The organism is Lysobacter enzymogenes (assembly GCF_017355525.1).
GTDB classification, from domain to species: domain Bacteria; phylum Pseudomonadota; class Gammaproteobacteria; order Xanthomonadales; family Xanthomonadaceae; genus Lysobacter; species Lysobacter enzymogenes_C.
Genome location: NZ_CP067395.1, coordinates 5,751,291 through 5,773,336 on the forward strand (window position 1 = coordinate 5,751,291; position 22,046 = coordinate 5,773,336).

22 protein-coding genes are annotated in these 22,046 nt (G+C 69.7%); 11 read left to right on the forward strand and 11 right to left on the reverse strand.

All coding sequences use genetic code 11. The features are described 5' to 3' along the window. The first annotated feature begins 96 nt into the window (after positions 1–96). The 3 genes from JHW38_RS24380 (at position 97) to JHW38_RS24390 (ending at position 2,274) form a co-directional block, all read left to right on the forward strand. Positions 97–690 carry a class I SAM-dependent methyltransferase gene (locus JHW38_RS24380; RefSeq protein ID WP_207523852.1) on the forward strand — a complete coding sequence of 198 codons (594 nt, stop codon included), beginning with the start codon at positions 97–99 and terminating at the stop codon, positions 688–690. Between the two features lie 47 nt (positions 691–737). After that, positions 738–1,172, forward strand: coding sequence for an NTF2 fold immunity protein (locus JHW38_RS24385; RefSeq protein ID WP_207523853.1), 435 nt, complete (start codon positions 738–740; stop codon positions 1,170–1,172). 244 nt (positions 1,173–1,416) lie between these two features. Continuing rightward, entirely contained in the window at positions 1,417–2,274 is an 858-nt protein-coding gene (locus tag JHW38_RS24390) for a pirin family protein (protein WP_207523854.1), read from the forward strand. Positions 2,275–3,043: 769 nt separating this feature from the next. Here JHW38_RS24390 and aqpZ read toward each other — a convergent pair. After that, positions 3,044–3,757: an aquaporin Z gene (aqpZ, locus tag JHW38_RS24395; protein WP_207523855.1), complete on the reverse strand. Its 714-nt coding sequence runs from the start codon at positions 3,755–3,757 to the stop codon at positions 3,044–3,046. A 125-nt stretch (positions 3,758–3,882) separates the two neighbouring features. Here aqpZ and JHW38_RS24400 point away from each other — a divergent pair, with 125 nt between their 5' ends. Beyond that, on the forward strand, positions 3,883–4,029 hold the full coding sequence (locus tag JHW38_RS24400; protein ID WP_207523856.1) for a hypothetical protein: 147 nt from the start codon (positions 3,883–3,885) through the stop codon (positions 4,027–4,029). Here the strand turns inward: JHW38_RS24400 and JHW38_RS24405 are convergent. The 6 genes from JHW38_RS24405 to mfd all read right to left on the reverse strand — a co-directional run bounded on the left by JHW38_RS24405 (position 4,002) and on the right by mfd (position 11,005). Continuing rightward, positions 4,002–4,472, reverse strand: coding sequence for a hypothetical protein (locus JHW38_RS24405; protein ID WP_207523857.1), 471 nt, complete (start codon positions 4,470–4,472; stop codon positions 4,002–4,004). The two genes, JHW38_RS24400 and JHW38_RS24405, sit on opposite strands and share 28 nt — an antisense overlap. Positions 4,473–4,598: 126 nt before the next feature. Then, positions 4,599–5,459: a pirin family protein gene (locus JHW38_RS24410; protein WP_207523858.1), complete on the reverse strand. Its 861-nt coding sequence runs from the start codon at positions 5,457–5,459 to the stop codon at positions 4,599–4,601. 197 nt (positions 5,460–5,656) lie between these two features. Continuing rightward, positions 5,657–6,040, reverse strand: a complete 384-nt coding sequence (locus JHW38_RS24415; RefSeq protein ID WP_207523859.1) for a hypothetical protein — start codon at positions 6,038–6,040, stop codon at positions 5,657–5,659. A 185-nt stretch (positions 6,041–6,225) separates the two neighbouring features. Further along, positions 6,226–6,750, reverse strand: a complete 525-nt coding sequence (locus JHW38_RS24420; protein ID WP_207523860.1) for a SixA phosphatase family protein — start codon at positions 6,748–6,750, stop codon at positions 6,226–6,228. Between the two features lie 57 nt (positions 6,751–6,807). Further along, entirely contained in the window at positions 6,808–7,245 is a 438-nt protein-coding gene (locus tag JHW38_RS24425; RefSeq protein ID WP_207523861.1) for a GlcG/HbpS family heme-binding protein, read from the reverse strand. A 301-nt stretch (positions 7,246–7,546) separates the two neighbouring features. Further along, on the reverse strand, positions 7,547–11,005 hold the full coding sequence (gene mfd / locus JHW38_RS24430) for a transcription-repair coupling factor (RefSeq protein WP_207523862.1): 3,459 nt from the start codon (positions 11,003–11,005) through the stop codon (positions 7,547–7,549). A 326-nt stretch (positions 11,006–11,331) separates the two neighbouring features. Here mfd and JHW38_RS24435 point away from each other — a divergent pair, with 326 nt between their 5' ends. The 3 genes from JHW38_RS24435 to JHW38_RS24445 all read left to right on the forward strand — a co-directional run bounded on the left by JHW38_RS24435 (position 11,332) and on the right by JHW38_RS24445 (position 12,618). Beyond that, a complete protein-coding gene (locus JHW38_RS24435) occupies positions 11,332–11,604 on the forward strand; it encodes a hypothetical protein (RefSeq protein ID WP_207523863.1) in 273 nt (90 codons plus the stop codon). Between the two features lie 420 nt (positions 11,605–12,024). After that, positions 12,025–12,279: a hypothetical protein gene (locus tag JHW38_RS24440; RefSeq protein ID WP_207523864.1), complete on the forward strand. Its 255-nt coding sequence runs from the start codon at positions 12,025–12,027 to the stop codon at positions 12,277–12,279. Positions 12,280–12,339: 60 nt separating this feature from the next. After that, positions 12,340–12,618, forward strand: a complete 279-nt coding sequence (locus tag JHW38_RS24445) for a hypothetical protein (protein ID WP_207523865.1) — start codon at positions 12,340–12,342, stop codon at positions 12,616–12,618. Between the two features lie 137 nt (positions 12,619–12,755). Here the strand turns inward: JHW38_RS24445 and JHW38_RS24450 are convergent, their stop codons facing one another. Next, on the reverse strand, positions 12,756–13,331 hold the full coding sequence (locus tag JHW38_RS24450) for a GNAT family N-acetyltransferase (protein ID WP_207523866.1): 576 nt from the start codon (positions 13,329–13,331) through the stop codon (positions 12,756–12,758). Positions 13,332–13,974: 643 nt separating this feature from the next. Between JHW38_RS24450 and JHW38_RS24455 the strand changes: the two genes are divergently transcribed. Next, positions 13,975–14,889: a cation diffusion facilitator family transporter gene (locus tag JHW38_RS24455; protein WP_207523867.1), complete on the forward strand. Its 915-nt coding sequence runs from the start codon at positions 13,975–13,977 to the stop codon at positions 14,887–14,889. A 113-nt stretch (positions 14,890–15,002) separates the two neighbouring features. After that, a complete protein-coding gene (locus JHW38_RS24460; protein WP_207523868.1) occupies positions 15,003–16,046 on the forward strand; it encodes a YwqG family protein in 1,044 nt (347 codons plus the stop codon). A 342-nt stretch (positions 16,047–16,388) separates the two neighbouring features. Here the strand turns inward: JHW38_RS24460 and JHW38_RS24465 are convergent, their stop codons facing one another. Further along, on the reverse strand, positions 16,389–16,589 hold the full coding sequence (locus JHW38_RS24465) for a hypothetical protein (RefSeq protein ID WP_207523869.1): 201 nt from the start codon (positions 16,587–16,589) through the stop codon (positions 16,389–16,391). Positions 16,590–16,784: 195 nt separating this feature from the next. Next, positions 16,785–17,645, reverse strand: a complete 861-nt coding sequence (locus JHW38_RS24470; RefSeq protein ID WP_207523870.1) for a 23S rRNA (adenine(2030)-N(6))-methyltransferase RlmJ — start codon at positions 17,643–17,645, stop codon at positions 16,785–16,787. Between the two features lie 176 nt (positions 17,646–17,821). On the opposite strand from JHW38_RS24470, the gene creB reads away from it, so the two are divergent. After that, positions 17,822–18,505 (forward strand): two-component system response regulator CreB, encoded by a 684-nt coding sequence (gene creB, locus JHW38_RS24475; protein ID WP_207523871.1) that lies wholly within the window; start codon positions 17,822–17,824, stop codon positions 18,503–18,505. Between the two features lie 16 nt (positions 18,506–18,521). After that, on the forward strand, positions 18,522–19,964 hold the full coding sequence (creC, locus tag JHW38_RS24480) for a two-component system sensor histidine kinase CreC (RefSeq protein ID WP_207523872.1): 1,443 nt from the start codon (positions 18,522–18,524) through the stop codon (positions 19,962–19,964). Between the two features lie 48 nt (positions 19,965–20,012). Here the strand turns inward: creC and JHW38_RS24485 are convergent, their stop codons facing one another. Further along, positions 20,013–22,046 (reverse strand): DUF4034 domain-containing protein, encoded by a 2,034-nt coding sequence (locus JHW38_RS24485; RefSeq protein ID WP_207523873.1) that lies wholly within the window; start codon positions 22,044–22,046, stop codon positions 20,013–20,015.

A 22,046-nucleotide genomic window follows, 5' to 3' on the forward strand; every position in this document is an offset into this window, starting at 1 on the left:
CGCCCGCAGTGTTATCGGGGCGTCCGCAAGCGGCGCCGCCGCGGCGTGGCCTGTCGACGGCCGCGCCGCCAGGGACTGTACCGCCCGGAGCCGCGCATGAAGCCGCACCGCAAGCCCGGCGCCTGGACCTTCTTTCGCCAGTGGCTGAAGAACCCGTTGCGAGTGGCCGCGGTGGCGCCGTCCAGCGCCGAACTGGCCGCGGCGATGATCGCCGAACTGCCCGACGACGCGGCCCGGGTGATCGAACTCGGCGGCGGCACCGGCGCGATCACCCGCGCCTTGCTCGACGCCGGCATCGCCGACGCCGACCTGCTGGTGCTGGAGCTCAACGAAGAACTGCACGCGCACCTGCAAGTGCGCTTCCCGCAGGTGCCGGTGCTGCTCGGCGACGCGCGCATGCTTCCGCAACTGGCGCGCGAGCAGGGCTACCTGGCCGGCGGCCCGGCCGACGCGATCGTATCCGGTCTGGGCTTGCTGACCATGCCGCATCCCTTGCAGCGCGACATCATCGCCGCCGCGTTCCAGTGCCTGCGCCCGGGCGGCGTGTTCGTGCAATTCACCTACGGCCCGGCCGCGCCGGTCGCCGACGCGGTCGCGCGGCAGCTGTCGCTGCGCGTGCGCCGCGGCGAATTCGTTCTGCGCAACGTGCCGCCGGCGACGGTGTACGTCTACACCCGCGAGCCGGGCTGAGGCGCGCGGCCGCGGTTTTCTGTCGGAGAGTCACCTGCGAGGTTTGCATGGACGAGCAACGCGCACTACAGGCCCAGCAAGTGTTCTCCGGGTTCGCCGAGGCGATGAACGCCTGGGAAGTCGAGGCCTATGCGCTCAGCCGGCCCGAGAACGGCGGGCTGGAGGCGCACCTGGCGCCGATCCGGGCCGGGCTCGTCGCGATCTACGACCGGTTCCTGACCGTGAGAGAGCGCAAGATCGGCCGCCTGGCCGGCCCCGATGTCGGCTATCCGCCCGAATACGACCCGGCCAACGAGCGCGTGGTCGCGGTGCAGGACCTGGGCAAGAAGTTCGTGCTGGAGACCGTGTGGACCCATCCGGTCATGCGCGATTATTCGCGGCAGCAGCGCTACACGCTGGTGTTCGCCCGTGAGGCGTGGCGGATCGACAAGAAGGAAGTCCTGCGTGCGACAACGGGCAAGTGGACGAATCAGACGTTCTGACGAACCGCCGCGTCGGCCCCCTGTAGGAGCGGCGCGAGCCGCGACCGCGCCAACCCGGCTACGGCGCAGCTTGCGGCGCGATCGGATACCCCGCAGTCGCGGCTTGCGCCGCTCCTACAGGAGGCTCCGGCCGAGTTCGTTCTGTTTTTGTTACAGATGATTGCGGTTATCGTTGTATCGTTCTGAAAATGCAGTGGCATCCTGTGCCCAGCGCCAGTCCGGCGATCCCTCAGGAGCAAGATCCATGGCCACCACCGCCACCACTTACGCCCGCGTCGGCCGCAAGCTGCGCGGCCAGGCCACCTCCGACGGCGCCGGCGTGCGCCTGACCCGGGTCATCGGCGGGCCGCAGCTGCCCGACCTCGATCCGTTCCTGCTGCTCGACGAGTTCGGCACCGACCAGCCCGAGGATTATCTCGCCGGCTTCCCCGAGCATCCGCACCGCGGCTTCGAGACGGTGACCTACATGCTCGACGGCCGCATGCGCCATCGCGACAACCACGGCAACGAAGGCGTGCTGGTGCCCGGCAGCGTGCAGTGGATGACCGCCGGCCGCGGCCTGGTGCATTCGGAGATGCCCGAGCAGGAGGAAGGCCGCATGCGCGGCTTCCAGCTGTGGGTGAACCTGCCGGCGCGCGAGAAGATGACCGAGCCCAAGTACCAGGAGTTCGCGCCGGAGCGCATCGTCCAACTGGCGCCGGCCGAGGGCGTGCAGGTCAAGCTGATCGCCGGCCGCATCGGCGAGGCGCGCGGGCCGATCTCGCAGCCGGCGACCGACCCGGTCTATCTCGATGTCGAACTGCAAGCCGGCGCGGTGTGGGAGTACGAATTGCCCGAAGGCCACAACGCGTTCGCCTACGTGTACGAAGGCGGCGTGTCGGTCGGCGACGGCGAGGATGCGCGTGCGGTCGCGGCGCAGGAAATGGCGGTGTTGGCGGGCGGTTCGACGCTCAAGCTCGGCAACGGCGATGCGGCCAGCCGGTTGATCGTGATCGCGGGGCGTCCGTTGCGCGAGCCGGTGGCGCGGTATGGTCCGTTCGTGATGAACACGAAGCAGGAGATCATGCAGGCGTTCGTCGATTTTCAGGAAGGCAAGTTCTGAGGTGTGCGGCTGCGGACGAAGGCCGCGTACGAGAGCGATAGAGGAAGGCCACGCTTCGGCGTGGCCTTTTCGTTGCGGTTTTCTTTGAGGCGAGCGGAAAGGTCCGTATCCCCTCCTGTAGGAGCGACGCAAGTCGCGACCGCGAAAACACAACTACGACGAAACCTGCGCAATGGCTGCGCTTCCGCAGTCGCGACTCGCGTCGCTCCTACAGCCGGACACGAAGTTTGCCGAAGCCCCTGTAGGAGCTGCGCGAGCTGCGACCGCGACAACTGAACTACCGCGCCCTTGTCTTTCCGTGTTGATTTCGCCGTTGGCGGTGTGTCGTGTGACGACCAGCGAAGATCAACGGCTTCCGTCCGCAAGCGGCCGGGTCACTTTCTTTGTCTTGCCAAAGAAAGTAACCAAAGAAAGGCGCTTTCCTTGTCTTCGAATCAAGAGCCACTATGGTTCGGAGCTTGCGCAGGGATGCGGGACAAGGGCCATCCTGGCCCGGTCCCGCACGCGCGCATCCATGCGCGCGCCCTTCGGGTCTCTGTTTGTCTGTGGCGAGTTCGCAGCGGCGGGGGGAGCGAAGGGCAACGGCAACGGCAAGATCGAAATGGATTGCGGTTTTTGCTGGAATGATGGATTAGGACGAGGCTTCGGAAGTTACGGCAGTGCCGCCTCGCTTCAGCGGACTACGCACGCGCACAACTCGCGCGACTGCCTCGCCGCCATGAAAAAAGCCGCGCATCGGCGCGGCTTTTTTCTTGACGCATGCGGACGATCAATCGTCCTTGCCCAACCACCGATACACCGCGCCGCCGATCAGCCCGCCCAGGATCGGCGCGACCCAGAACATCCACAGCTGCCCCAGCGCCGCGGCGCCGGCGAACAGCGCCACGCCGGTCGAACGCGCCGGGTTCACCGAGGTGTTGGTCACCGGAATGCTGATCAGGTGGATCAGGGTCAGGCCCAGGCCGATCGCGATCGGGGCGAAGCCGGCCGGCGCGTTCTTGTGGGTCGCGCCGAGGATGATGACCAGGAACATCGCGGTCATGACCACTTCGGTCAGGAACGCCGCGCTCGCCGAATAGCCGCCCGGCGACATCAGGTCGTAGCCGTTGCTGGCGAAGGTGCCGGCGGCGTTGGGATCGATGCTGAAGCTGCCGGTGCCGCTGGCGATGTGGAACAGCACGAAGCCGGCGAGGATCGCGCCGAGCACCTGGGCGACGATGTACGGCACCAGGTCCTTGGCCGGGAAGCGGCCGCCGGCCCACAGGCCGAAGCTGACCGCCGGGTTGAAGTGGCCGCCGGAGATGTGGCCCAGCGCGTAGGCGCCGGTCAGCACGGTCAGGCCGAACGCCAGCGCCACGCCGAGCAGGCCGATGCCGAGCGGATTGCCGGCGCCGCCGAAGTTGGCCGCGAGCACGGCGCTGCCGCAACCGCCGAGCACCAGCCAGAAGGTACCGATGAACTCCGCACCCAGTCGCTTGATCATGATGTCTTTCCTTAAGAAGGGATGGGCGACTCTCTTGCGAGAGGCAGCGGCCCCGGGATCGACGATCGCGCCTGTTCAGCAGGGAATGGCGTTAACGCAGACCCTGTTCAGCCAGGCCGATTCTCATGCTGCTCGAACTCGGAAAAATGTGCAATGCATCACAGAATGTGCCGCTGAAGCAGCAAAACGATGCCACCGCCCAGAGGACGGTGGCATCGGATCATTTGCGCTGTGATGAGGCGGTTTACTTGCTGCTCAGTCGCGACGACTGAAATCGCAGCCCCTCGGTCTGGCCGAGGATCTCCTTGAGCTGGTCGGCCGACTGCGCCTGCAGCCAGACGTGGGCGATCTTGCCGTTGCCGACCTCGATCAGCGTCTCGCGCGCCTGCACGCCGGGCTGGCCGGCGATTTCGCTGCGGTACCAGTGGACCGGCTTGCCGTCGATGTTGGTTTCCTCGGCGCGGTTGCCGCGCTTGGGCTCGAACGGCGATTTCGACGCGATGTACAGGCCGAACGCCTCGCTGCCGTCCTCGCGCAGCGCGCGGCAGAAATCCGAGTCGGCGGTGCCGCGGTATTCCCAGTGCAGGCCGGTCGAGGCCGGCAGCATCGGGCAGTTGCCCTTGGCCGGTTCGGCTTCCTGAGCCTTGGCGCTGGCGCACAGCACGAACAGCAGTCCCAGCCACGGCAACGCGCGGCCCTTCCCCCATGACTTCACGACACGTCCCCCTGAAAACCGTCTGTTGGTTTAAGCAGTGTTGCGAGAGCCTTCGAGCGTGACCTTAGTCGAGTTTGCGGGGATTGACAAACGCTTGTGCAAAGTCATAGAGCAGATTCGGAAAAATCATCGCTCCGGCAGCGGGATGAATTCGTGCTCGCCGGGGATCTGGCCGAAGCGGCCCGCGGCCCAGTCCTGTTTAGCCTGCTCGATCCGCTCGCGCGAGCTGGACACGAAGTTCCACCACAGGTGGCGCGGGCCGTCGAGCGGCTCGCCGCCGAGCAGCATGGCCTTGAGCGGGGTCTTGGCGCGCAGGCGCGGGCGGGTGCCCGGGTCGAGCACGATCAGGTGCTTCTCCGGCAGGTCGGCGCCGTCGAGCTGGGACTGGCCTTCCAGGATGTACAGGGCGCGCTCGGCGTGGCTGTCCTCGATGTCCAGCTCGGCGTCGGGGTCGAGGTCGATGGCGACGTACAGCGTGTCGGCGAACACCCGCACCGGCGATTCGGCGCCGAAGCCGCGGCCGGCGACGACGCGCAGCCAGGCGCCGTCGCGGCGCTGCTGCGGCAGGGTCGCGGCCGGATGGTGGTGGAAGGCCGGCGCGGTTTCCTCGAACGAGCGCGGCAGCGCCACCCAGGTCTGCAGGCCGTGCACGGCCTGGCCGGCGGCGCGCGGCGCGTCGGGGGTGCGTTCGGAATGGGCGATGCCGCGGCCGGCGGTCATCCAGTTGACGTCGCCGGGATGGATGTCCTGGACGCTGCCGAGGGTGTCGCGATGGCCGATCGCGCCGGACCACAGGAAGGTGACCGTGGCCAGGCCGATGTGCGGATGCGGCCGCACGTCGATGCCCTGGCCGGGCGCGAATTCGGCCGGGCCCATGTGGTCGACGAACACGAACGGACCGACCGAACGCGCTTGCAGGCTGGGCACGGCGCGGCGCACCTGGAAGCCGCCGAGGTCGTGAACGCGCGGGGCGACGAGGATGGTCATGACGGGCTCTCCTGCAGGACTGATGCAGGCAGATTGGCACGTCTTGGCTGCAATCGCGCAACCGGGGCTGCAACTCGGTGTTGCAGGCTCGGGGTGTTGCGTTGCGTTGGTTGCGCGGTGGTGCGGCGCTGCGTTTGCTTAGGAAAAAGTTAAGCGAATTGGCCGCCGGAATGAGGATTTCGCTGCGGTCGCCGCGCTTACTGCGCTTCGAGCTTCACCGTCGCTTGCGGCGGCTCGGCGAAATCCAGCGCTTGCAGCTCCACCGTCCAGGCGCCGGCGTGCTGGCGTGGCTCGGCCGAGGTGTCGAACGACAGCGCCGACTTGGCGCCGTCGCCGCCGGTCAATTCGAACGCCAGCACCGCTTCGCCGGCGCGGATGCATTGCATCTGCGGGCGGCAGCGCGAGTCGTTGACGACTTCGACGAAGCGCAGCCGCGATTGGTCGGGCAGGACGACGCTGTCGCCGGGATGCAGTTGCGCCGACTGGCCGGCGGCGAGGCTGCGGCCCGCGCCGCCGGCGTGGGCGCACGCGGACAGGGCGAGCGTGCAGGCGAGGGCAAGGGCGAACGGGACGGATTTCATCGCAGGCTCCTGGGGCCGGCATCGCGGCGGGTTGCGGCGGGCGGGTCGGCGAGAGCCGGCGCGGCCCGCGTCGTTGCGATCCTCGGCGATCCGCAGCGCGCCGTCCAGACGCGCGCGCCGCGGTTGCGCGCGGCGTCACCGATCGCGGCGACGATCGCGGCGGCGGCGCGACCGTGCCGACGCAGTCAGCGGTCGCGTTCGATCCGCAAGCTGGCGCGGCCTTGCGCGTCGATGTCGACGATCATGCGCCGGTCGTACTCGGTCTCCGGCATCGGCTCGACCGCGCAGGCGCACAGCGCGGCGGCGATGTCCGGCGCGGTGTTGCTGTGGCCGACCACCAGGGTCGCGCCGTCGCCGCGTTCGCGGCGCAACTGCGCGGCGAATTCGGCGGCCGGGCGCTTGGCGTCGTAGACGATCGGGGTCAGCGCGTGTTCGCGCGCGGCCGGCTCGCCGGTCTGCAAGGTGCGGCGGTAGGCGGTGACGTAGACCGCGCGCAGCGGTTCCTCGCGCACGCGCGCTGCCAGGCGTTGCGCGCGCTCGCGGCCGGCCGGCGCGAGCTCGGGATCGCGCGTGCCGTCGTCGGCTTTCTCGGCGTGGCGCACCACGATGTAGCGCGCGGAGGGCGCAGACGCTGCGGGCGGTGCGCCGGCGCAGCCGGCCAGGCCCGCCAGCAGCGCGGCGGACGACAACGTTGCGGCGATTCGATGCATGGCGGCTTCCCGTGGCGATGCGGCAGCCGGCAGCTTACTGCAAGCCGTTGCGGCGGCTCACTTCAGCAGATCGGCGCCGGCCTGGGCGATCTGCCCGTCCTGCGCGGCCTGCGCGCCGGACACGCCGATGCCGCCGATCACCTGATCGCCGAGCAGCAGGCGCACGCCGCCTTCGATCGGCAGCGAGTGCGGCAGGCCCAGCACGACGTTGTTGCCTGCTTCCAGCAGCTTCTGATGGAAACCGCTGTCGCGGCGGTAGTCGGCGGCGTGTACGGCCTTGCCGATGGCGACTTCGACGCTGGAGTTGGGCGTACCGTCCATGCGCTGGAAATGCAGCAGCCGGCCGGCTTCGTCGACGATGGCGATCGACACCGACAGGTTCTGCGCGCGCGCCTTGGCTGCGGCGGCCGCGGCGATCTGCTCGGCGGCGGCGAGGTTGAGCACGGTGCGCTGCGGGAGCTGGGTCTTGAGCGGCGGGGCGGCGAGGGTCGGCATGGCGGCGAGGCAGAGGGCGGCGGCTAGAGCGAGCGAAGTGCGGAGCATGCGCGAAGGCTCGGCGGGAGGGTGCGCGCAGGCTAGCGGAGGGGCGGGCGGGGCGGCAGTGCTTTTTGTACTGGTGCTTGCGGCGTAGTCGAGGTGTCGCGGTCGCGGCTTGCGCCGCTCCTACAGGGGCTGCGGCCGGTACGCGCAAGGCCGTCGAATCCCGGTAGCTCTTGTAGGAGCGGCGCGAGCCGCGACCGCGACACCTCGCTGGCGACGCGCGCCGGCGATCCGACGATCGCCGCGCCGCCGCCGCTCAATGCTTGGTATCGAGCAACATCAACAGCCCCTTCGCCGCCGCCAGCCGCGCCGGCGCATCCGGCAGATCGAGCTTGATCCGCAGCTTGTCCGGCCCGTCCATCTGATACAGCTTCGGCTGCCCCTGGATCATCTTGATGATCGACAGCGGGTCGACATTGGGCCGCTCGATGAACTGCAGGCGGCCGCCCTTGTCGCCGAGGTCGAGCTTGCGGATGCCCAGCGCGGTCGCGGCGAGCTTGAGCTCGGCCACCGCGAACAGGTGCTTGGCCGCGTCCGGCAGCAGGCCGAAGCGGTCGATCATCTCCACTTGCAGCTCGCGCAGTTCCTCGCTGCCGCGCGCGCCGCTGATGCGCTTGTACAGGGTCAGGCGGGTGTGCACGTCGGGCAGGTAGTCCTCGGGGATCAGCGCCGGAATGTGCAGCTCGACTTCGGCGCCGCGCGCGTCGGTCGAATCCACGTCCGGCAGCTTGCCCTGGCGGATCGAGCGCACCGCGCGCTCCAGCAGTTCGGTGTAGAGGCTGAAGCCGACCTCGGCCATCTGCCCGCTCTGGTCCTCGCCGAGCAGCTCGCCGGCGCCGCGGATTTCCAGGTCGTGGGTGGCCAGGGTGAAGCCGGCGCCGAGTTCGTCCATCGAGGCGATCGCCTCCAGCCGCTTCTGCGCGTCGGCGGTGACCGAACGCTGGTCCGGGATGACCAGATAAGCGTAGGCGCGATGGTGCGAACGGCCGACGCGGCCGCGCAGCTGGTGCAGCTGGGCCAGGCCGAACTTGTCGGCGCGGTTCATGATGATGGTGTTGGCGTTGGGGATGTCGATGCCCGACTCGATGATGGTCGTGCACAGCAGCACGTTGAAGCGCTGCTTGTGGAAGTCGAGCATCACGCTCTCGAGTTCGCGCTCGGCCATCTGGCCGTGGGCGATGCCGATGCGCGCTTCCGGCACCAGTTCTTCGAGCTGGCGCTTCATCCGGCCGATGCTCTCGACGTCGTTGTGCAGGAAGTACACCTGCCCGCCGCGCGACAGCTCGCGCTGGAACGCCTCGCGCAACTGCATGTCGTCCCACGGCACGACGAAGGTCTGCACCGCCAGCCGGTGCGCCGGCGGGGTGGCGATGATGCTGAGGTCGCGCAGCCCGGCCATCGCCATGTTCAGCGTGCGCGGGATCGGCGTGGCGGTCAGCGTGAGCAGGTGCACGTTGGCGCGCAGCGCCTTCAGCGCTTCCTTCTGGCGCACGCCGAAGCGTTGTTCCTCGTCGACGATGACCAGCCCGAGGTCCTTGAAGCGCACGTCGCTCTGCAACAGGCGATGGGTGCCGACGACCACGTCGATCTTGCCTTCGCTCAGCTTCTCCAGTTCGGCCTTGATCTCCTTGCTGGTCTTGAAGCGCGACAGCACTTCGACCTTGAGCGGCCAGTCGGCGAAGCGGTCGCGGAAATTGCGGTAGTGCTGTTCGGCCAGCAGCGTGGTCGGCACCAGCACCGCGACCTGCTTGCCGGCGGCGGCGGCGACGAAGGCCGCGCGCACCGCGACTTCGGTCTTGCCGAAGCCGACGTCGCCGCAGACCACCCGGTCCATCGGCTGGCTGCTGCCGAGGTCGCGGATCACCGCTTCGATCGAGGAGTGCTGGTCGGGCGTTTCCTCGAACGGGAACGCCGCGGCGAACGGTTCGTACATCGCCCGGTCGACGTCCAGCGCGAGGCCCGCGCGGGCCTGGCGCTTGGCCTGGATTTCCAGCAGTTCGGCGGCGACGTCGCGGACTTTCTCCGCGGCCTTGCGCTTGGCCTTGGTCCACTGCTCGCCGCCGAGCGAATGCAGCGGCGCGGTTTCCACCGACGCGCCGGAGTAGCGGCTGATCAGGTGCAGCTGCGCGACCGGCACGTACAGCCGGTCGCCCTTGGCGTATTCGATTTCCAGGTATTCGCCGGGCTGGCCGCCGGCTTCGAGCACGATCAGGCCGCGGTAACGGCCGACGCCGTGGTCCTCGTGCACGATCGGCGCGCCTTCGGACAGTTCGCCGAGGTCGCGGATGATCGCCTCGGGCTCGCGCCCGGCGCGCTTGCGCCGGCGCGGCTGCGAGGCGCGCTCGGGGAACAGCTGGCGTTCGGTCAGGATCGCCAGCGCCGGTTCGTCGATCGCGAAGCCGTCGTCGAGCGGCGCCACCGCGATGGCGAAGCGCGCCGCGCCGTCGCGGAACGCGGTCCAGTCGGCGACGGTCTCGGGGCGCAGCCCGGCCGATTGCAGCACTTCCAGCAAGGCCTCGCGGCGGCCGGCGGTGTCGGCGGCGATCAGCACCCGGCCCGGATAGCTGGCGAGAAACGATTTGAGCGCTTCGGCCGGCGCGGTGTCGCGCGCGGCCACCGGCAGGTTCGGCGCGGGCTGCTCGCCGAGCGCCAGCGCGCGCGGACGCTGCGCGTGCTGCTCGCCGCACAGTTCGATGCGCTCGCCCTGGTTGAGCCGTTCGCGCAGGCCGACCGGAGTCAGATACAACTGGTCCGGCGGCAGCAGCGGCCGTTCGATGTCGTGGCGGCGTTGTTCGTAACGCTCGCCGGTGTGGGCCCAGAACGCGTCGGCGGCTTCGAGCGCGCCGTCGGCGATCACCGGCAGCACGTTGCCGGCGAGGTAATCGAACAGGGTCGCGGTCTGTTCGAAGAACAGCGGCAGGTAGTACTCGATGCCCGACGGCGCCAGCCCGGCCTTGAGGTCCTGGTACAGCGCGCTGCGCCGGGTGTCGAGGTCGAAGCGTTCGCGCAGCGCGTCGAGCGCGCGCTTCAGCGAGGCCTCGTCGAGCGGCACTTCGCGGCCCGGCAGAAGGCGCACGCGTTCGATCTTGTCGAGCGAGCGTTGCGATTCGGGATCGAACGCGCGGATGGTCTCGATCTCGTCGTCGAGCAGTTCGACCCGGAACGGCGAGTCCGCGCCCATCGGATAGACGTCGAGCAGGCCGCCGCGCACGGCGAAATCGCCGGGGTCGAGCACCTGCGGCACGTTGCGGTAACCGGCCGATTCGAGCCGGCGCTTTTCGCCGTCGAGGTCCAGGCGCTGGCCGACGCGCACGTCGAAGCTGCCGCCGACCACGTGGCGCAGCGGTGCGAGCTTCTGCAGCAGCGTCTGCACCGGCACCACGACGATGCCGCGCTTGAGCGACGGCAGCCGGTGCAGCGCGGACAGGCGTTGCGAGACGATGTCCGGATGCGGGCTGAAGACGTCGTAAGGCAACGTCTCCCAATCCGGGAACGGCAGCACCGGCAGCGCGCCGTCGGCCGCGCCTTCGGCGCCGAGCAGGGTGCGCAGATCGGCTTCGAGCTGATGCGCGCCGTGGTTGTCGCGGGTCACCGCCAGCAGCGGGCCGTCGTGTTCGCCGGCGGCGCGGGCGATCGCCCAGGCCAGCGCGGAGGGCGAGGCCGGCGCGCGCCACCAGGCGCGCTGCTGGCCGGGTTTGGGCAGAAGAGCGGACACGTGAGGAAGGCTTCGCTGGGGGCGGCTAGGTTAGCCGCTGGTGGACAGGGCGTCACCCTGGCTGCGCGGCGTGCGGCGCGGCGGCGGGTTGGGCGGAGAGTGTGGTTCAGATGGGGGCGAATGCTGCGAAAACAATCGGTCCGGGGCATCGATGATGCGGCACTGCGTGCCCCGGCGCATAAGGATTAATGTCACCTGTGCGCAATGCGTGCATGAAGGTTGCATATGCGCGAAAAACCCCTGGAAAACAGCTGCGGAAACGGTGTTAGGCTCGCCGCGGCCGCATCGGTTTGCGGCCGTTCTGACTCAAGGTCGAGGAGGGGAGCATGCAGAACCAGAAGCGTTGGCGCGCGCTGCGGCGCGTGGCGGCCGTCGGGCTGATCGCGGCGGGCGGTTTGTTTTCGCTGAGCAGTTTCGCTTTTCCGGAAGGCAACGATTTCCTGTTGATCCGCACCTATTACGCCGAGGGCGATTCCGTCCGGACCGAGAGGGTCGGCGCGTCCTATGGCGGTTACTGCCGCATAGTGGTTCGCCCGAAAGATTGGGGGCGGCAGACCTCGAACTACCTCGATCAACGCATTCCTTGCAACCAACTGTAGGCAGGCGCGTTATCCGATGTTGCGGGCGCCGCCGCCCGCCGCCGGGCAATGCGGCGGCGGGCGGCTCGATTCGAGGCGCGACGCCCTGCGCCGCTGCACATCGGGCAGGGGCGCAGCGTCATCCGGCCCGCCGGCGGCTGCGGCGTGCGCGCTTTGCGTCCGGTGTCGCGGAAGCGCGCGACGCAACGCGCTATACCGGACAGCGCCAGTCCGCATGAAGCCTGGGCACGAGACCGGCGAATGCGGTGTGGGCTGCGGGCGCGTACCGATGCGCGGACGCCCGTCCGAACGCAGTCCGTCTTGGATGGAGGCAGGGGACGCCGAATCAATCACGGCATCGCGGCCGCAGCGGCCGCATCCATCGTTCCCGGCCGCGCGTTCGCGCGGGCCGATGGCGTGCCGACGCTAAGGAGAAGCCCGATGAAGCGCAAGACAGTCAAATGGTCGCTCGCCGCCGCGGTGCTCGCGCTGGCCGGCTCGTTTTCGCTGGGGTTGTCGGCATTGCCGTATCCGCCCGACAACGGCTGGATGATCGTGACCTGGAGCAGCGACGGCGTCGCCCATGGCCAGCGGCATTACGGCAACTGCCCGCCGAACACGCCGTATCCGCTGGACTGGGGTTATACCGGCGGCACGCCGACGATCACCTACATGGACTGCGCCAGCGTCGAGTAAACGCGACGTCGGCAGCATCGACCGCCGCGCACGCGGCGACGATTCGGGAGGAACGATGCGATGAACAGGATCATGCGCGATTCGCGCGTACGCCGCGGCGGGCTGGGATTGGCGCTGGTGGCGCTGGCGGCGTTCGCGCCGCTGGGGCTGGCCGGGCCGGTGGTGCCCAACGGCAAACTGCTGATCACCACCTACTGGTTCGAAGGCGAGGCGGTCGGCGGCGATGTCGACGGGGTCTGTCCCGAAGGCGCGCCGATGCCGTTGCCGTGGGGGCGGCGCACCAGCCAGAAGACGTATTCGTACATGGCTTGCGCGGCGCCGCCGGGCACCGAGCCCTGAGCGAAAGCTTGCAGCGGTTCGCCCCCGTCGCCGAATGCGGCGGCGGGGGCCGCGGCTGGCGCCGGAGGCGCCATGCCGGGATCAGGAGACGGGGGCGCGACACGCCCAATCAGGCGCCTGTGGCGCGACATTCCCAATCAGGCGCCGCTGGCGCCTTCGGCAGCCGTCGGCTTGTTGCGCAGGTCCAGCGACACCCGGATCAGGCCCGGCGAATCCTGGTGGAACTCGCGTTCGAAGCCGAGCGAGTGGGCCAGCGACAGCATCGGCGTGTTGTGTTCGAACACGTCGCCGTACAGCCGGTGCACCTTCTTGCCGCGCGCCCACTTCACCAGCCGGGTCATCAGATAGCGGCCCAAGCCCATGTTGGCGATGTAGCGGCTGACCAGGATCGCGAACTCCGCGTCCTGGGTGCGCTCGTCGATCACGACCCGCGCGACCGCGCCGACCAGGGCCTCGCCCGGCGGCAGCGGCTCGGCTGCGACCAGGGCGAACTCGGTGCGCGGATCGACCCGGGTGAAGCGCTCGGCCATCTCGGGGGTGAGCTCCTTGAGCGCGTAGAGGAAGCGCTGGCGCACCTCGTCGGGCTGGAGCAGGGCGAAGCCGGCGCGCAGAGGATCGGCGTCCTCGGGCCTGACCGGTCGGATCAGGACTTCGCGTCCGTTGGGGAGCCGCTGGCGTTCGTGCCAGGGCGGGAGACGTTCACGCGTGGCCATGAGCGGATAGTGGCACATTGTGACGAATTTGGCCCTTCATCCGATTCTCGGCGGCGGCACCGGCGGCCCGGCGACACTGAACAGCCTGAATACGCTTCCGGCGGGGTGAAGGGTGGGCCCTGCCGGGCTGGTACGGCACTTTCGATGGGTACGGCCGTCGCGGGGGGATGCGGACGAGAGGCATGATGGCCGTGTGAATGCGGCCTGACAATGCCCAGCCGACGGACGCGACGCCAGTGCCGGAGGGGGTGGGCCTGGCACGGGCGGTGTGTGCTGGGCAGGTCGAGGGTTCGCCGGGACAGAGGGAAGACCATACGGCCCGTCGTGCATCTAGCGGACGTCATGCCCGCGAAGACGGGCATCCAGGGCTCCACCCAGGCAGGACACCGAAGTCTCTGGATCCCCGCCTTCGCGGGGATGACGATCTCTAAGAGGCGCCGCGAACTTCAAGAGGCGCCGCGAAACCCACCCGCCGTCATGCCCGCGAATGCGGGCATCCAGGGCTTCATCGCGACGGAATTACCGCGCGCCCCAACATCGACGCATCCCGCGCGAACACCCGCGCCTGCCAAGCGCAAGCCACTCAACCGCCAGCATCGGCAATGCTAGACTCCGGCGCCTCGACCCAAGGAGCAGTTCAGTCATGGCAGGTGGTGGTGATTCGACCCGCGCGATCTTGTTCGCGCTCGGCGCCAATTTCGCGATCGCGGTGGCCAAGGGCGTGGCCGCGTTCTTCACCGGCTCCAGCGCCATGCTGGCCGAGACCGTCCACTCGCTGGCCGACTGCGGCAACCAGGGTCTGCTGATCCTCGGCCTCAAGCAGGCCAAGCGCCCGCCGTCGCCGGACTATCCGCTGGGTTACGGCAAGGCGATCTACTTCTGGTCGTTCCTGGTCGCGGTGATGCTGTTCACCGTCGGCGGCATGTTTTCGCTGTACGAAGGCATCCACAAGCTGCAGCATCCCGAGCCGCTGAAGCAGTGGTGGTGGGCGGCCGGCGTGCTGGTGTTCGGCATCGTCGCCGAAGGCATTTCGATGCGCGCCTGTCTGCAGGAAGTGGCCAAGGCGCGCGGCCAGCGTTCGCTGTGGCAGTGGTTCCGCGAGAGCCGCCAGGCCGAGCTGGTGGTGATCTTCGGCGAAGACCTGGCCGCGCTGCTGGGCCTGGTGCTGGCGCTGATCGCGGTGATGCTGACGGTGGTCACCGGCAACCCGATCTGGGACGCGATCGGTACGGTGTGCATCGGCGCGCTGCTGATCATCGTCGCGGTGTTCGTCGCCATCGAGGTCAAGGCGATGCTGATCGGCCAGAGTGTCGACCCGCTGCGCCAGCAGCAGATCCGCGAATTCCTCGACGCGCGCCCGGAAGTGGCGCGCGTGATCAGCCTGATCACCCTGCAACTGGGCAACGAGGTGATGGTGTCGGTGCAGGCGCAGATGCGCGAGGAGCACAGCGTCGCCGGCCTGACCGAGCAGATCAACGCGGTCGAGCGGGCGATGAAGCAGGCCTTCCCGGAAGTGCGCTGGAGCTTCTTCGAGCCGGACTTCAAGCCGGCGGCGTAAGCCGCGGCGTTGCGCGAAACAGCCCGGCCCCGCGCCGGGCTTTTCGTTTGCGCGCTTTGTTCGCGCGTCGGTCGCGGCGATAATCCGACCGTAACGGACAGGGAAGGGATGCGATGAACACGGGCAAGGCGGTGTTGTTGTCGAGCGCGATCGTGCTGGCCTTGCTCGGCGCGGCCGGCGGCGGGCTGTATTTGCTGGACCGCAAGATGAAACATACCTACTACCGCTTTCAGCTCAATACGCCGGGCGACAAGTCGCGGAACCTGACCGGCGACAAGACCCCGAAGCAGACCCGAGGCGAGCCCGCGGACGCCGAGGGCTGCGGCTTGAAAGACGAGCACGCCCTGGCCAAAGCCGCGCTGGCCCCGGCCGCGCTGGCGCTGGAGCGCAGCCAGCGGCCGTTGCTGCGCATCGCGCTCGCGCCGATGGCGCGCGACGAAACCCGCGCCAGCAAGGTCGGCGGCCGCGCCTACTGGGCGGCCGGGCGCGAGTATCCGCGCGATCCGCAGGGCCGGCCGTTGAGCCTGCTGGCGCAGATCGATCTGGCCGCGGTGCCGAAGATGCCCGGCTATCCCGAGCGCGGCCTGTTGCAGTTCTTCATCAGTGGCGACGACTACTACGGCGCCGCGCTCGACGCCGCCGACCGCGGCGACCGCATGCAGGCGCTGGCGCAGCAAAAGGGTTTCCGCGTGGTGTATTGGGCCGACGCCTCGGCGCCGGACGTCGCGCCGCCCGCGGGCGCGGCGGCCGAGCAGCTGCCGTTCGATCCGGCCAAGCCGCGGCGGATGACGTTCTCCACCGATTACGAGAGCATCGGCATCGCCGATGTCGGCTTGAACGACGCCTTGGGCGGCGATCCGGCCGAGCTGGCGGCGCAGTATCTGCGCGAGCATCCGCAGACCACGGACAGCTACGAGGAACTCACCGACAAGGTGTCCGAGTACCTCGACCGCAGCGGCCACAAGCTCGGCGGCCACCCGCAGTTCACCCAGAGCGACCCGCGCGAGCCCGGCGACCGCCGGGTGCTGCTGTTCCAGCTCGACAGCGACGATCAGATGATGTGGGGCGATTCGGGCATCGCCAATTTCTTCATCGATCCCGACGATCTGGCGCGCGCGGATTTCAGCCGTGTGTCGTATCACTGGGATTGCTACTGACGTCCCGGCGAAATTCGCTGCGGCGAGCGTGCGCCGCCACCGGCGCCAGAACCGCGCGCCCTGCATCGTCCTGTTCGACAGCGACGTGCCCGGCTGTTTCGCGGCGGGCGCGCGCTTGCCGCGCAGGCGTCTGCACGCATCGACGCCGACCCTGCATCGGCCGCGACGGTCGTCGAGACCACGCGGCGCTCCCGCGATTTCTACCCGCGCCACGGCTTCGTCGCCAGCCGCAGGCCGTACTACGGATTCGCGCCGGCCACGGCCTGACCGAGATGCGGCGGCTGTCGCCGCGCGCTGCGGCCGGACAAGCCGGGCCGCGACTGCGCGGCCCGGCCGGGACCGTCAGGGAAGCACGCAGCCGCAGCGGCGATAGCAATTGGCGTAGTTCAACTCGCAGTTCGTGGTGGCCGGGTTGCAGCTGGCGTAGGCGCGCTCGCAACCCAGGCGGCAGGTGTTGTTGCAGGCGGCGACCGCAGTGGCGGTCATGCCGATGCCGAAGGCGAACGCGCAGCAGGCGAGCAGGACGGCTTTCTTCCTAAGCATGGCGAAATCCTTGTCTGGGCCCGTCATTGGGCGCCGTCGGTCTTACGGCATGCGCCGTCGCGGCGGCAAGGCGGCAGCGGCGGAACTGTGATGCCGGCGCGCGCGCGGCGCTGTGCGCGTGCCGGCGGCGCAGCGCCGGCGGCGGTTTTCGTTGCGTTGCAGCGCGCGATTGCGACGGCGCGCCCGTCGGCCCGCTCAGTCGGCCTGCTTCAACCACTGCACCGCGCCGGCCGCATCCGCCGTCTCGCCGAGCGTGCGCGCCAGCGCCGGCAGCACCGCCTGCATCTGCTGGTCGAAATGCCACGGCGCGTTGAGCACCAGCAGGCCGCTGCCGTTCATGCGCAGCGGCGAATCGTCGGCGCGCACCAGCAGTTCGACGGTCAGCGCGGACTTGGCCGGCAAGGTCGCGGCGCGGCGGTAGAACGGTTGCAGCGCGCGCCGGCGCTTGATCGGGTACCACAGCGCGTAAGTGCCCTGCGGCCAGCGCGTGAGCGCGTCGCGCAGCGCGGCCAGGGCGGTGTCGAACTCGGCCAGTTGCGCTTCGAACGGCGGGTCGATCAGGACCAGGCCGCGGTTGTAGCGGGTTTCGCCGATGCGCGGCGGCAGCAGCGCCTTCATCGCCGCGTAGCCGTCGCGCTGGTGCGCGGCGACGCGCTCGTCGCGCGCGAACACGTGCTTGAGCTGGGCCGCTTCTTCCGCTTGCAGCTCGCACGCGGCGATGCGGTCGTCGCTGCGCAGCGCGTGCGCCAGCAGCCACGGCGAGCCCGGATAGGCGGCGCCGCCGTGCTCCTGGCGGCAGGCGCGCACGGCGGCCAGATAGCGTCCGATCAGCGGCTGCTTGGGCGCCTCGGCGATCAGCCGGCCGATGCCGCCCTCGGCTTCGCCGGTGCGCTGGGCCGAATTGCCGTCCAGCGCGTACAGCCCGCGCCCGGCATGGGTGTCCAGGGCGAACAGCGGCGCCGGCTTGGCGGTCAGCGCATCGCACAGGGCGAGCAGGGCGATGTGCTTGAGCACGTCGGCGTGGTTGCCGGCGTGGAAGGCGTGGCGGTAGTTCATTCGGCGGGGATCGGGATTCGGGATTCGGGATTGGTACAAGCGGTCCGGCGGGGACATTATGGGTCAGCCGGCCGGTTCGCGCCGGCGTCCGGCATTCCAGAGTCCCGCACTACCCCATAATGACCGCGAAAGCCGCTTTTGCTGATCCCGAATCCCCAATCCCGAATCCCTGCTCCATGCGCATCCTCCTGGTAGAAGACGAATCCGCCATCGCCGACACCGTGCTCTACGCGTTGCGCGCCGAGGGCTTCCAGGCGGTGCACTGCCTGACCGGCGGCGACGCGCTGCGCGAAGCGGCGCGCGAGCCGTTCGATCTGGCCGTGCTCGACGTGGGCCTGCCCGACATCGGCGGCTTCGCGCTGTGCCGCGAGCTGCGCCGCGAGCGCGATCTGCCGGTGATCTTCCTGACCGCGCAGAACGCCGAGGCCGACCGCATCCTCGGGCTGGAGATCGGCGCCGACGACTACGTCACCAAGCCGTTCTCGCCGCGCGAGCTGGCGACGCGGGTGCGGGTGGTGCTGCGCCGCGTCGGCGGCGTCGGCGCGGCCGGCGCCGCGGCCGCCGAGCCGGAGCGCGGCTTCGTCCACGACAACGAGGGCAAGCGCATCCGCTACCGCGGCCAGGCGCTGGACCTGACCCGCTACGAATACGGCCTGCTGGCCGCGCTGCTGCAACGCCCCGGCGCGGTGCTGTCGCGCGCGCAGCTGATGGACCGGGTCTGGGGCGACGCGCTCGACAGCGGCGACCGCACCGTCGACACCCACATCAAGACCCTGCGCGCCAAGCTGCGCGACGTCGATTCCGACGCCGATCCGATCCGCACCCATCGCGGCCTGGGCTATTCGCTGGACAACGGCTGAGCGAAGGCGCGCGCGCATGAAAATCGGACTGCGGATCTTCCTGGGCTACTTCCTGATCGTGGCGCTGGCCGCGACCCTGCTGGCGCGGGTGTTCGTGGCCGAGGTCAAGCCGGGCGTGCGCCAGGCGATGGAAGACACCCTGGTCGACACCGCCAACGTGCTGGCCGAACTGGCCGCCGACGATTTCCTCGCCGGCCGCATCGATCAGGGCGATTTCGCCAAGCGCGTGCGCGCGCTGGCGGCGCGCGACGTCGGCGCGGCGATCTGGGGCTTCCGCAAGCGCTCGTCGAACTACCGCGTCTACGTCACCGACGCCGCCGGCAAGGTGGTGTTCGACAGTTCCGGGCGCGACGTGGGCAAGGACTATTCGCGCTGGAACGACATCTACCTGACCTTGCGCGGGCGCTACGGCGCGCGCTCCAGCCCCGGCGAGAGCGGCGATCCGGACGACACGGTGATGCACGTGGCCGCGCCGATCCGCGACGACGCCGGCCGGATAGTGGGAGCGCTCAGCGTGGCCAAGCCGAACAGCGCGATCGCGCCGTTCATCGCCCGCAGCCAGCACGTGGTAGTGCGCTGGGGTTTCGTGCTGATGGGTGCGGCCTTGCTGGTCGGGGTCGGCGTGTCGTGGTGGCTGTCGCGCCAGATCGGCCTGCTGCGCCGCTACGCCAACGCGGTCACCGCCGGCGCGCGCGCGACTGCGCCGGACGCGGCCGGCGAGTTCGGCGAACTCGGCCGCGCGCTGGAGACGATGCGCACGCGCCTGGAAGGCAAGCAGTACGTCGAGCAGTACGTGCACACCCTGACCCATGAGATGAAAAGCCCGCTCGCGGCGATCCGCGGCAGCGCCGAGCTGCTGGAATCGCCGCCCGGCGAAGGCGGCATGAGCGGCGCCGACCGCGCCCGCTTCGCCGGCAGCATCCGCCGCCAGGCCGAGCGGCTGGCGCAGATGATCGACAAGCTGCTGGCGCTGGCCGCGGTCGAGCATCGCCAGAGCCTGGACAAGCCCGAGCCGGCGGCGCTGGCGGCGATCGCCCAGGAAGCGGCCGAGCATTGCGCGCAGCGCCTGCGCGACAGCGGCGCCAAGCTGCTGCTCGACCTGGAGCCGAACCTGCCGCCGGTGCAGGGCGACGCGTTCCTGCTGCGTCAGGCGCTGGTCAACCTGATCGACAACGCCGCCGATTTCTCGCCCGACGGCGGCGAGATCCTGCTGCGCCTGCGCCGCGACGGCGACCGCCAGCGCATCGAGATCGGCGACCGCGGCCCCGGCGTGCCCGATTACGCGCTGGGCCGGGTGTTCGAACGCTTCTATTCGCTGCCGCGCCCGGCCGGCGGCAGCCGCAGCAGCGGCCTGGGGCTGTGCTTCGTGGCCGAGGTGGCCGCGCTGCACGGCGGCGAGGCCGCGTTGAGCAATCGCGAAGGCGGCGGCGCGCAGGCGAGTTTGAGCGTGCCGGGCTGAGCATGCCGCGCTGAACGCGCCGCCTGCGAGGGCGGCGCGCTTCGCCGCTTACAGCGCCGCGTCTTCGCCTTCGCCGGGCAGCCCGCGGCGCCGGGCGCGGTTCTGCGCCATCGCGAACTTCATCCGGCTGAAGAACGAATCGCCCTCGACGAAGTCGAGCGCGTTCTGCACGTATTCGCTGTCCGGCTGCAGATGGCGCGCGGCCTCGATCCAGTACACCGCTTCGTCGTACTGGTAGCCCGGCAGCTTCTTGTCGCCGTACCACCACGCCAGCGAGACCATCGAATCCAGGTAGCCGTCGTTGGCGAATTCGAGCACATGCGGCTCGGCGCGCCGGCGCGCCGACAGCGGCGGCCAGTCGAAGCGCAGGATCACGCCGAAGTAATTGCGGACGCGGTCGAGCAACTGCACGTCGAATTCCTGATGATCGCCTTCCAGGACTTGTTCGATCCGGGTCCGCGCGCGTTCGAGATAGTCCAGCGCCTCGCCGGCGATGGCGTCGGCCTGCGCGCCGGACACTTCGCCTTCGCGCACCGGCGCCATCGCCAGCCAGGCGACGTTGAACATCGCCACTTCGTGACGGTTGTCGGCGGCCTGGCGGTAGTACTGCAGCGCGCGTTCGGTGTCGGCGCGTTCGTCGTGGAAGTAGGCGCCGCAGCTGAACTGCGCGGACGCGTCGCCGAGCGCCGCGGCCTTGAGCCACATCGGCAGCAGCGCGTCCGCGCCCAGCGTTTCGCCGAGCGGCGCCAGCGCATTGAACGGCGAGTCGGGCACGATGCTGCGGTCGGCGGTCTTCGCCGCGGCGAGTTCGAACCAGCCGTCGGCGACCTGCGCGTCGCGCTCGATCCCGGCCCAGCCGTTGAGGCTCAACAGGCCGTACAGCGCCGCGCCGTGCGCGCTGACCAAGCGGTTCACCTCGGCGATCTTGCCGAGCCACGGCCCGCGCTCGTCGCTGGCGCACCACGTCGACACCGCGCGCACCAGGGCCCATTGTTCGTAGTGATTGTGCGGGGCGCTGTGGGCGTAATGGGCGCAGGCGGCTTCGATCCGGTCGTTGCGCACTTCCAGGTAAGCCAGATACTTGTGCACGCGGCCGCGCAGGTTCTCCGCCAGCGGCCGCTCCAGCAACTGCTGGCCCAGGCGCAGGTGATGGCGCAGCACGCGCGGGTCTTCGAGCATGTCGCTGTCGTCGACTTCCAGCTCGTCGAACCAGGCGAAGAAGCGCAGCGTGTTGCGTTCGTGTTCGTCGAAACGTTCGCACAGCGGCGAGTCGGCGAAGGCGAGCATTTCCTCCCAGCTGCCGCCCCAGCGCGGCATGCGCAACGACACGTAGGCGGCGGCCGCGTCCAGCGCGTGCGGGTCCAGCGCGAAAGCGACGCGCAGCCAGTATTGCAGCGCCGCGTCGTCCTGGTCGGACTGTTCGCGCCGCCACGCCAGCGGCTCGGCGGTCAGCGGCGGCGGCAGGTGTTGCGGCAGCGCGCGCAGATACTCGGCCAGCTCGGCGGCCGCGCCGGACGGCGCCAGCATCGCTTCGATCTCGGCCGATTCGCCGTGGCCCGGCAGCGCGGTGGGCCGTTCGCCCTTGAGCAGCCAGCGCCGCCACCATTTGGGTTCGCCGAACGCGGCCTCGCTGTAGAGCACGCTGGTGATCGCCGGCCACTCGCCGTGGCCGCCGTCGAGCATGCGGATCACCGCGCACAGCATCGCGTCCTGGGCGGTGCGCGCGCAGGCGCGCATCGCCGGCGTGACCCGGTCGGCGGTGGTGGTGCTGCGGTACTCGCCGAACCACGCGGCCCAGTAGGCGACTTCGAGCATCGCCGGAAAGCGGCTGTCGGGCCGTTGCGCGCGCCATTGCCGCAGTTGCGCGAGCGCGTCGCGGCCGTGCGCGAGGGCGTGGCCGAAGAAATCGCCGTAGACCTCGATGTAGTCCAGCGCGGGCTGCGGTTCGCTCTGCGCATCGCGCACCGCTTGCAGCGCGCGCTCGAGCTCGTCCCAGCGTTGCTGCGGCAGCCACGCGGCGTAGTCGACGCGGCCTTCCGCGGCGATGGCCTCGGCGACGCTGACGGCTTTGAGTGGGGACAT

Excerpts from the sequence above, each read along its gene's own strand:
- JHW38_RS24450 (WP_207523866.1), bottom strand. The coding sequence starts at position 13,331 with ATGGCCACGCGTGAACGTCTCCCGCCCTGGCACGAACGCCAGCGGCTC.
- JHW38_RS24390 (WP_207523854.1), top strand. The coding sequence starts at position 1,417 with ATGGCCACCACCGCCACCACTTACGCCCGCGTCGGCCGCAAGCTGCGC.
- creB (WP_207523871.1), top strand. The coding sequence starts at position 17,822 with ATGCGCATCCTCCTGGTAGAAGACGAATCCGCCATCGCCGACACCGTG.
- JHW38_RS24470 (WP_207523870.1), bottom strand. The coding sequence starts at position 17,645 with ATGAACTACCGCCACGCCTTCCACGCCGGCAACCACGCCGACGTGCTC.
- aqpZ (WP_207523855.1), bottom strand. The coding sequence starts at position 3,757 with ATGATCAAGCGACTGGGTGCGGAGTTCATCGGTACCTTCTGGCTGGTG.
- JHW38_RS24420 (WP_207523860.1), bottom strand. The coding sequence starts at position 6,750 with ATGCATCGAATCGCCGCAACGTTGTCGTCCGCCGCGCTGCTGGCGGGC.
- JHW38_RS24445 (WP_207523865.1), top strand. The coding sequence starts at position 12,340 with ATGAACAGGATCATGCGCGATTCGCGCGTACGCCGCGGCGGGCTGGGA.
- JHW38_RS24465 (WP_207523869.1), bottom strand. The coding sequence starts at position 16,589 with ATGCTTAGGAAGAAAGCCGTCCTGCTCGCCTGCTGCGCGTTCGCCTTC.
- JHW38_RS24410 (WP_207523858.1), bottom strand. The coding sequence starts at position 5,459 with ATGACCATCCTCGTCGCCCCGCGCGTTCACGACCTCGGCGGCTTCCAG.
- JHW38_RS24460 (WP_207523868.1), top strand. The coding sequence starts at position 15,003 with ATGAACACGGGCAAGGCGGTGTTGTTGTCGAGCGCGATCGTGCTGGCC.
- JHW38_RS24435 (WP_207523863.1), top strand. The coding sequence starts at position 11,332 with ATGCAGAACCAGAAGCGTTGGCGCGCGCTGCGGCGCGTGGCGGCCGTC.
- creC (WP_207523872.1), top strand. The coding sequence starts at position 18,522 with ATGAAAATCGGACTGCGGATCTTCCTGGGCTACTTCCTGATCGTGGCG.
- JHW38_RS24415 (WP_207523859.1), bottom strand. The coding sequence starts at position 6,040 with ATGAAATCCGTCCCGTTCGCCCTTGCCCTCGCCTGCACGCTCGCCCTG.
- JHW38_RS24380 (WP_207523852.1), top strand. The coding sequence starts at position 97 with ATGAAGCCGCACCGCAAGCCCGGCGCCTGGACCTTCTTTCGCCAGTGG.
- JHW38_RS24425 (WP_207523861.1), bottom strand. The coding sequence starts at position 7,245 with ATGCCGACCCTCGCCGCCCCGCCGCTCAAGACCCAGCTCCCGCAGCGC.
- JHW38_RS24485 (WP_207523873.1), bottom strand. The coding sequence starts at position 22,046 with ATGTCCCCACTCAAAGCCGTCAGCGTCGCCGAGGCCATCGCCGCGGAA.
- JHW38_RS24455 (WP_207523867.1), top strand. The coding sequence starts at position 13,975 with ATGGCAGGTGGTGGTGATTCGACCCGCGCGATCTTGTTCGCGCTCGGC.
- JHW38_RS24440 (WP_207523864.1), top strand. The coding sequence starts at position 12,025 with ATGAAGCGCAAGACAGTCAAATGGTCGCTCGCCGCCGCGGTGCTCGCG.
- JHW38_RS24385 (WP_207523853.1), top strand. The coding sequence starts at position 738 with ATGGACGAGCAACGCGCACTACAGGCCCAGCAAGTGTTCTCCGGGTTC.
- JHW38_RS24400 (WP_207523856.1), top strand. The coding sequence starts at position 3,883 with ATGCTGCTCGAACTCGGAAAAATGTGCAATGCATCACAGAATGTGCCG.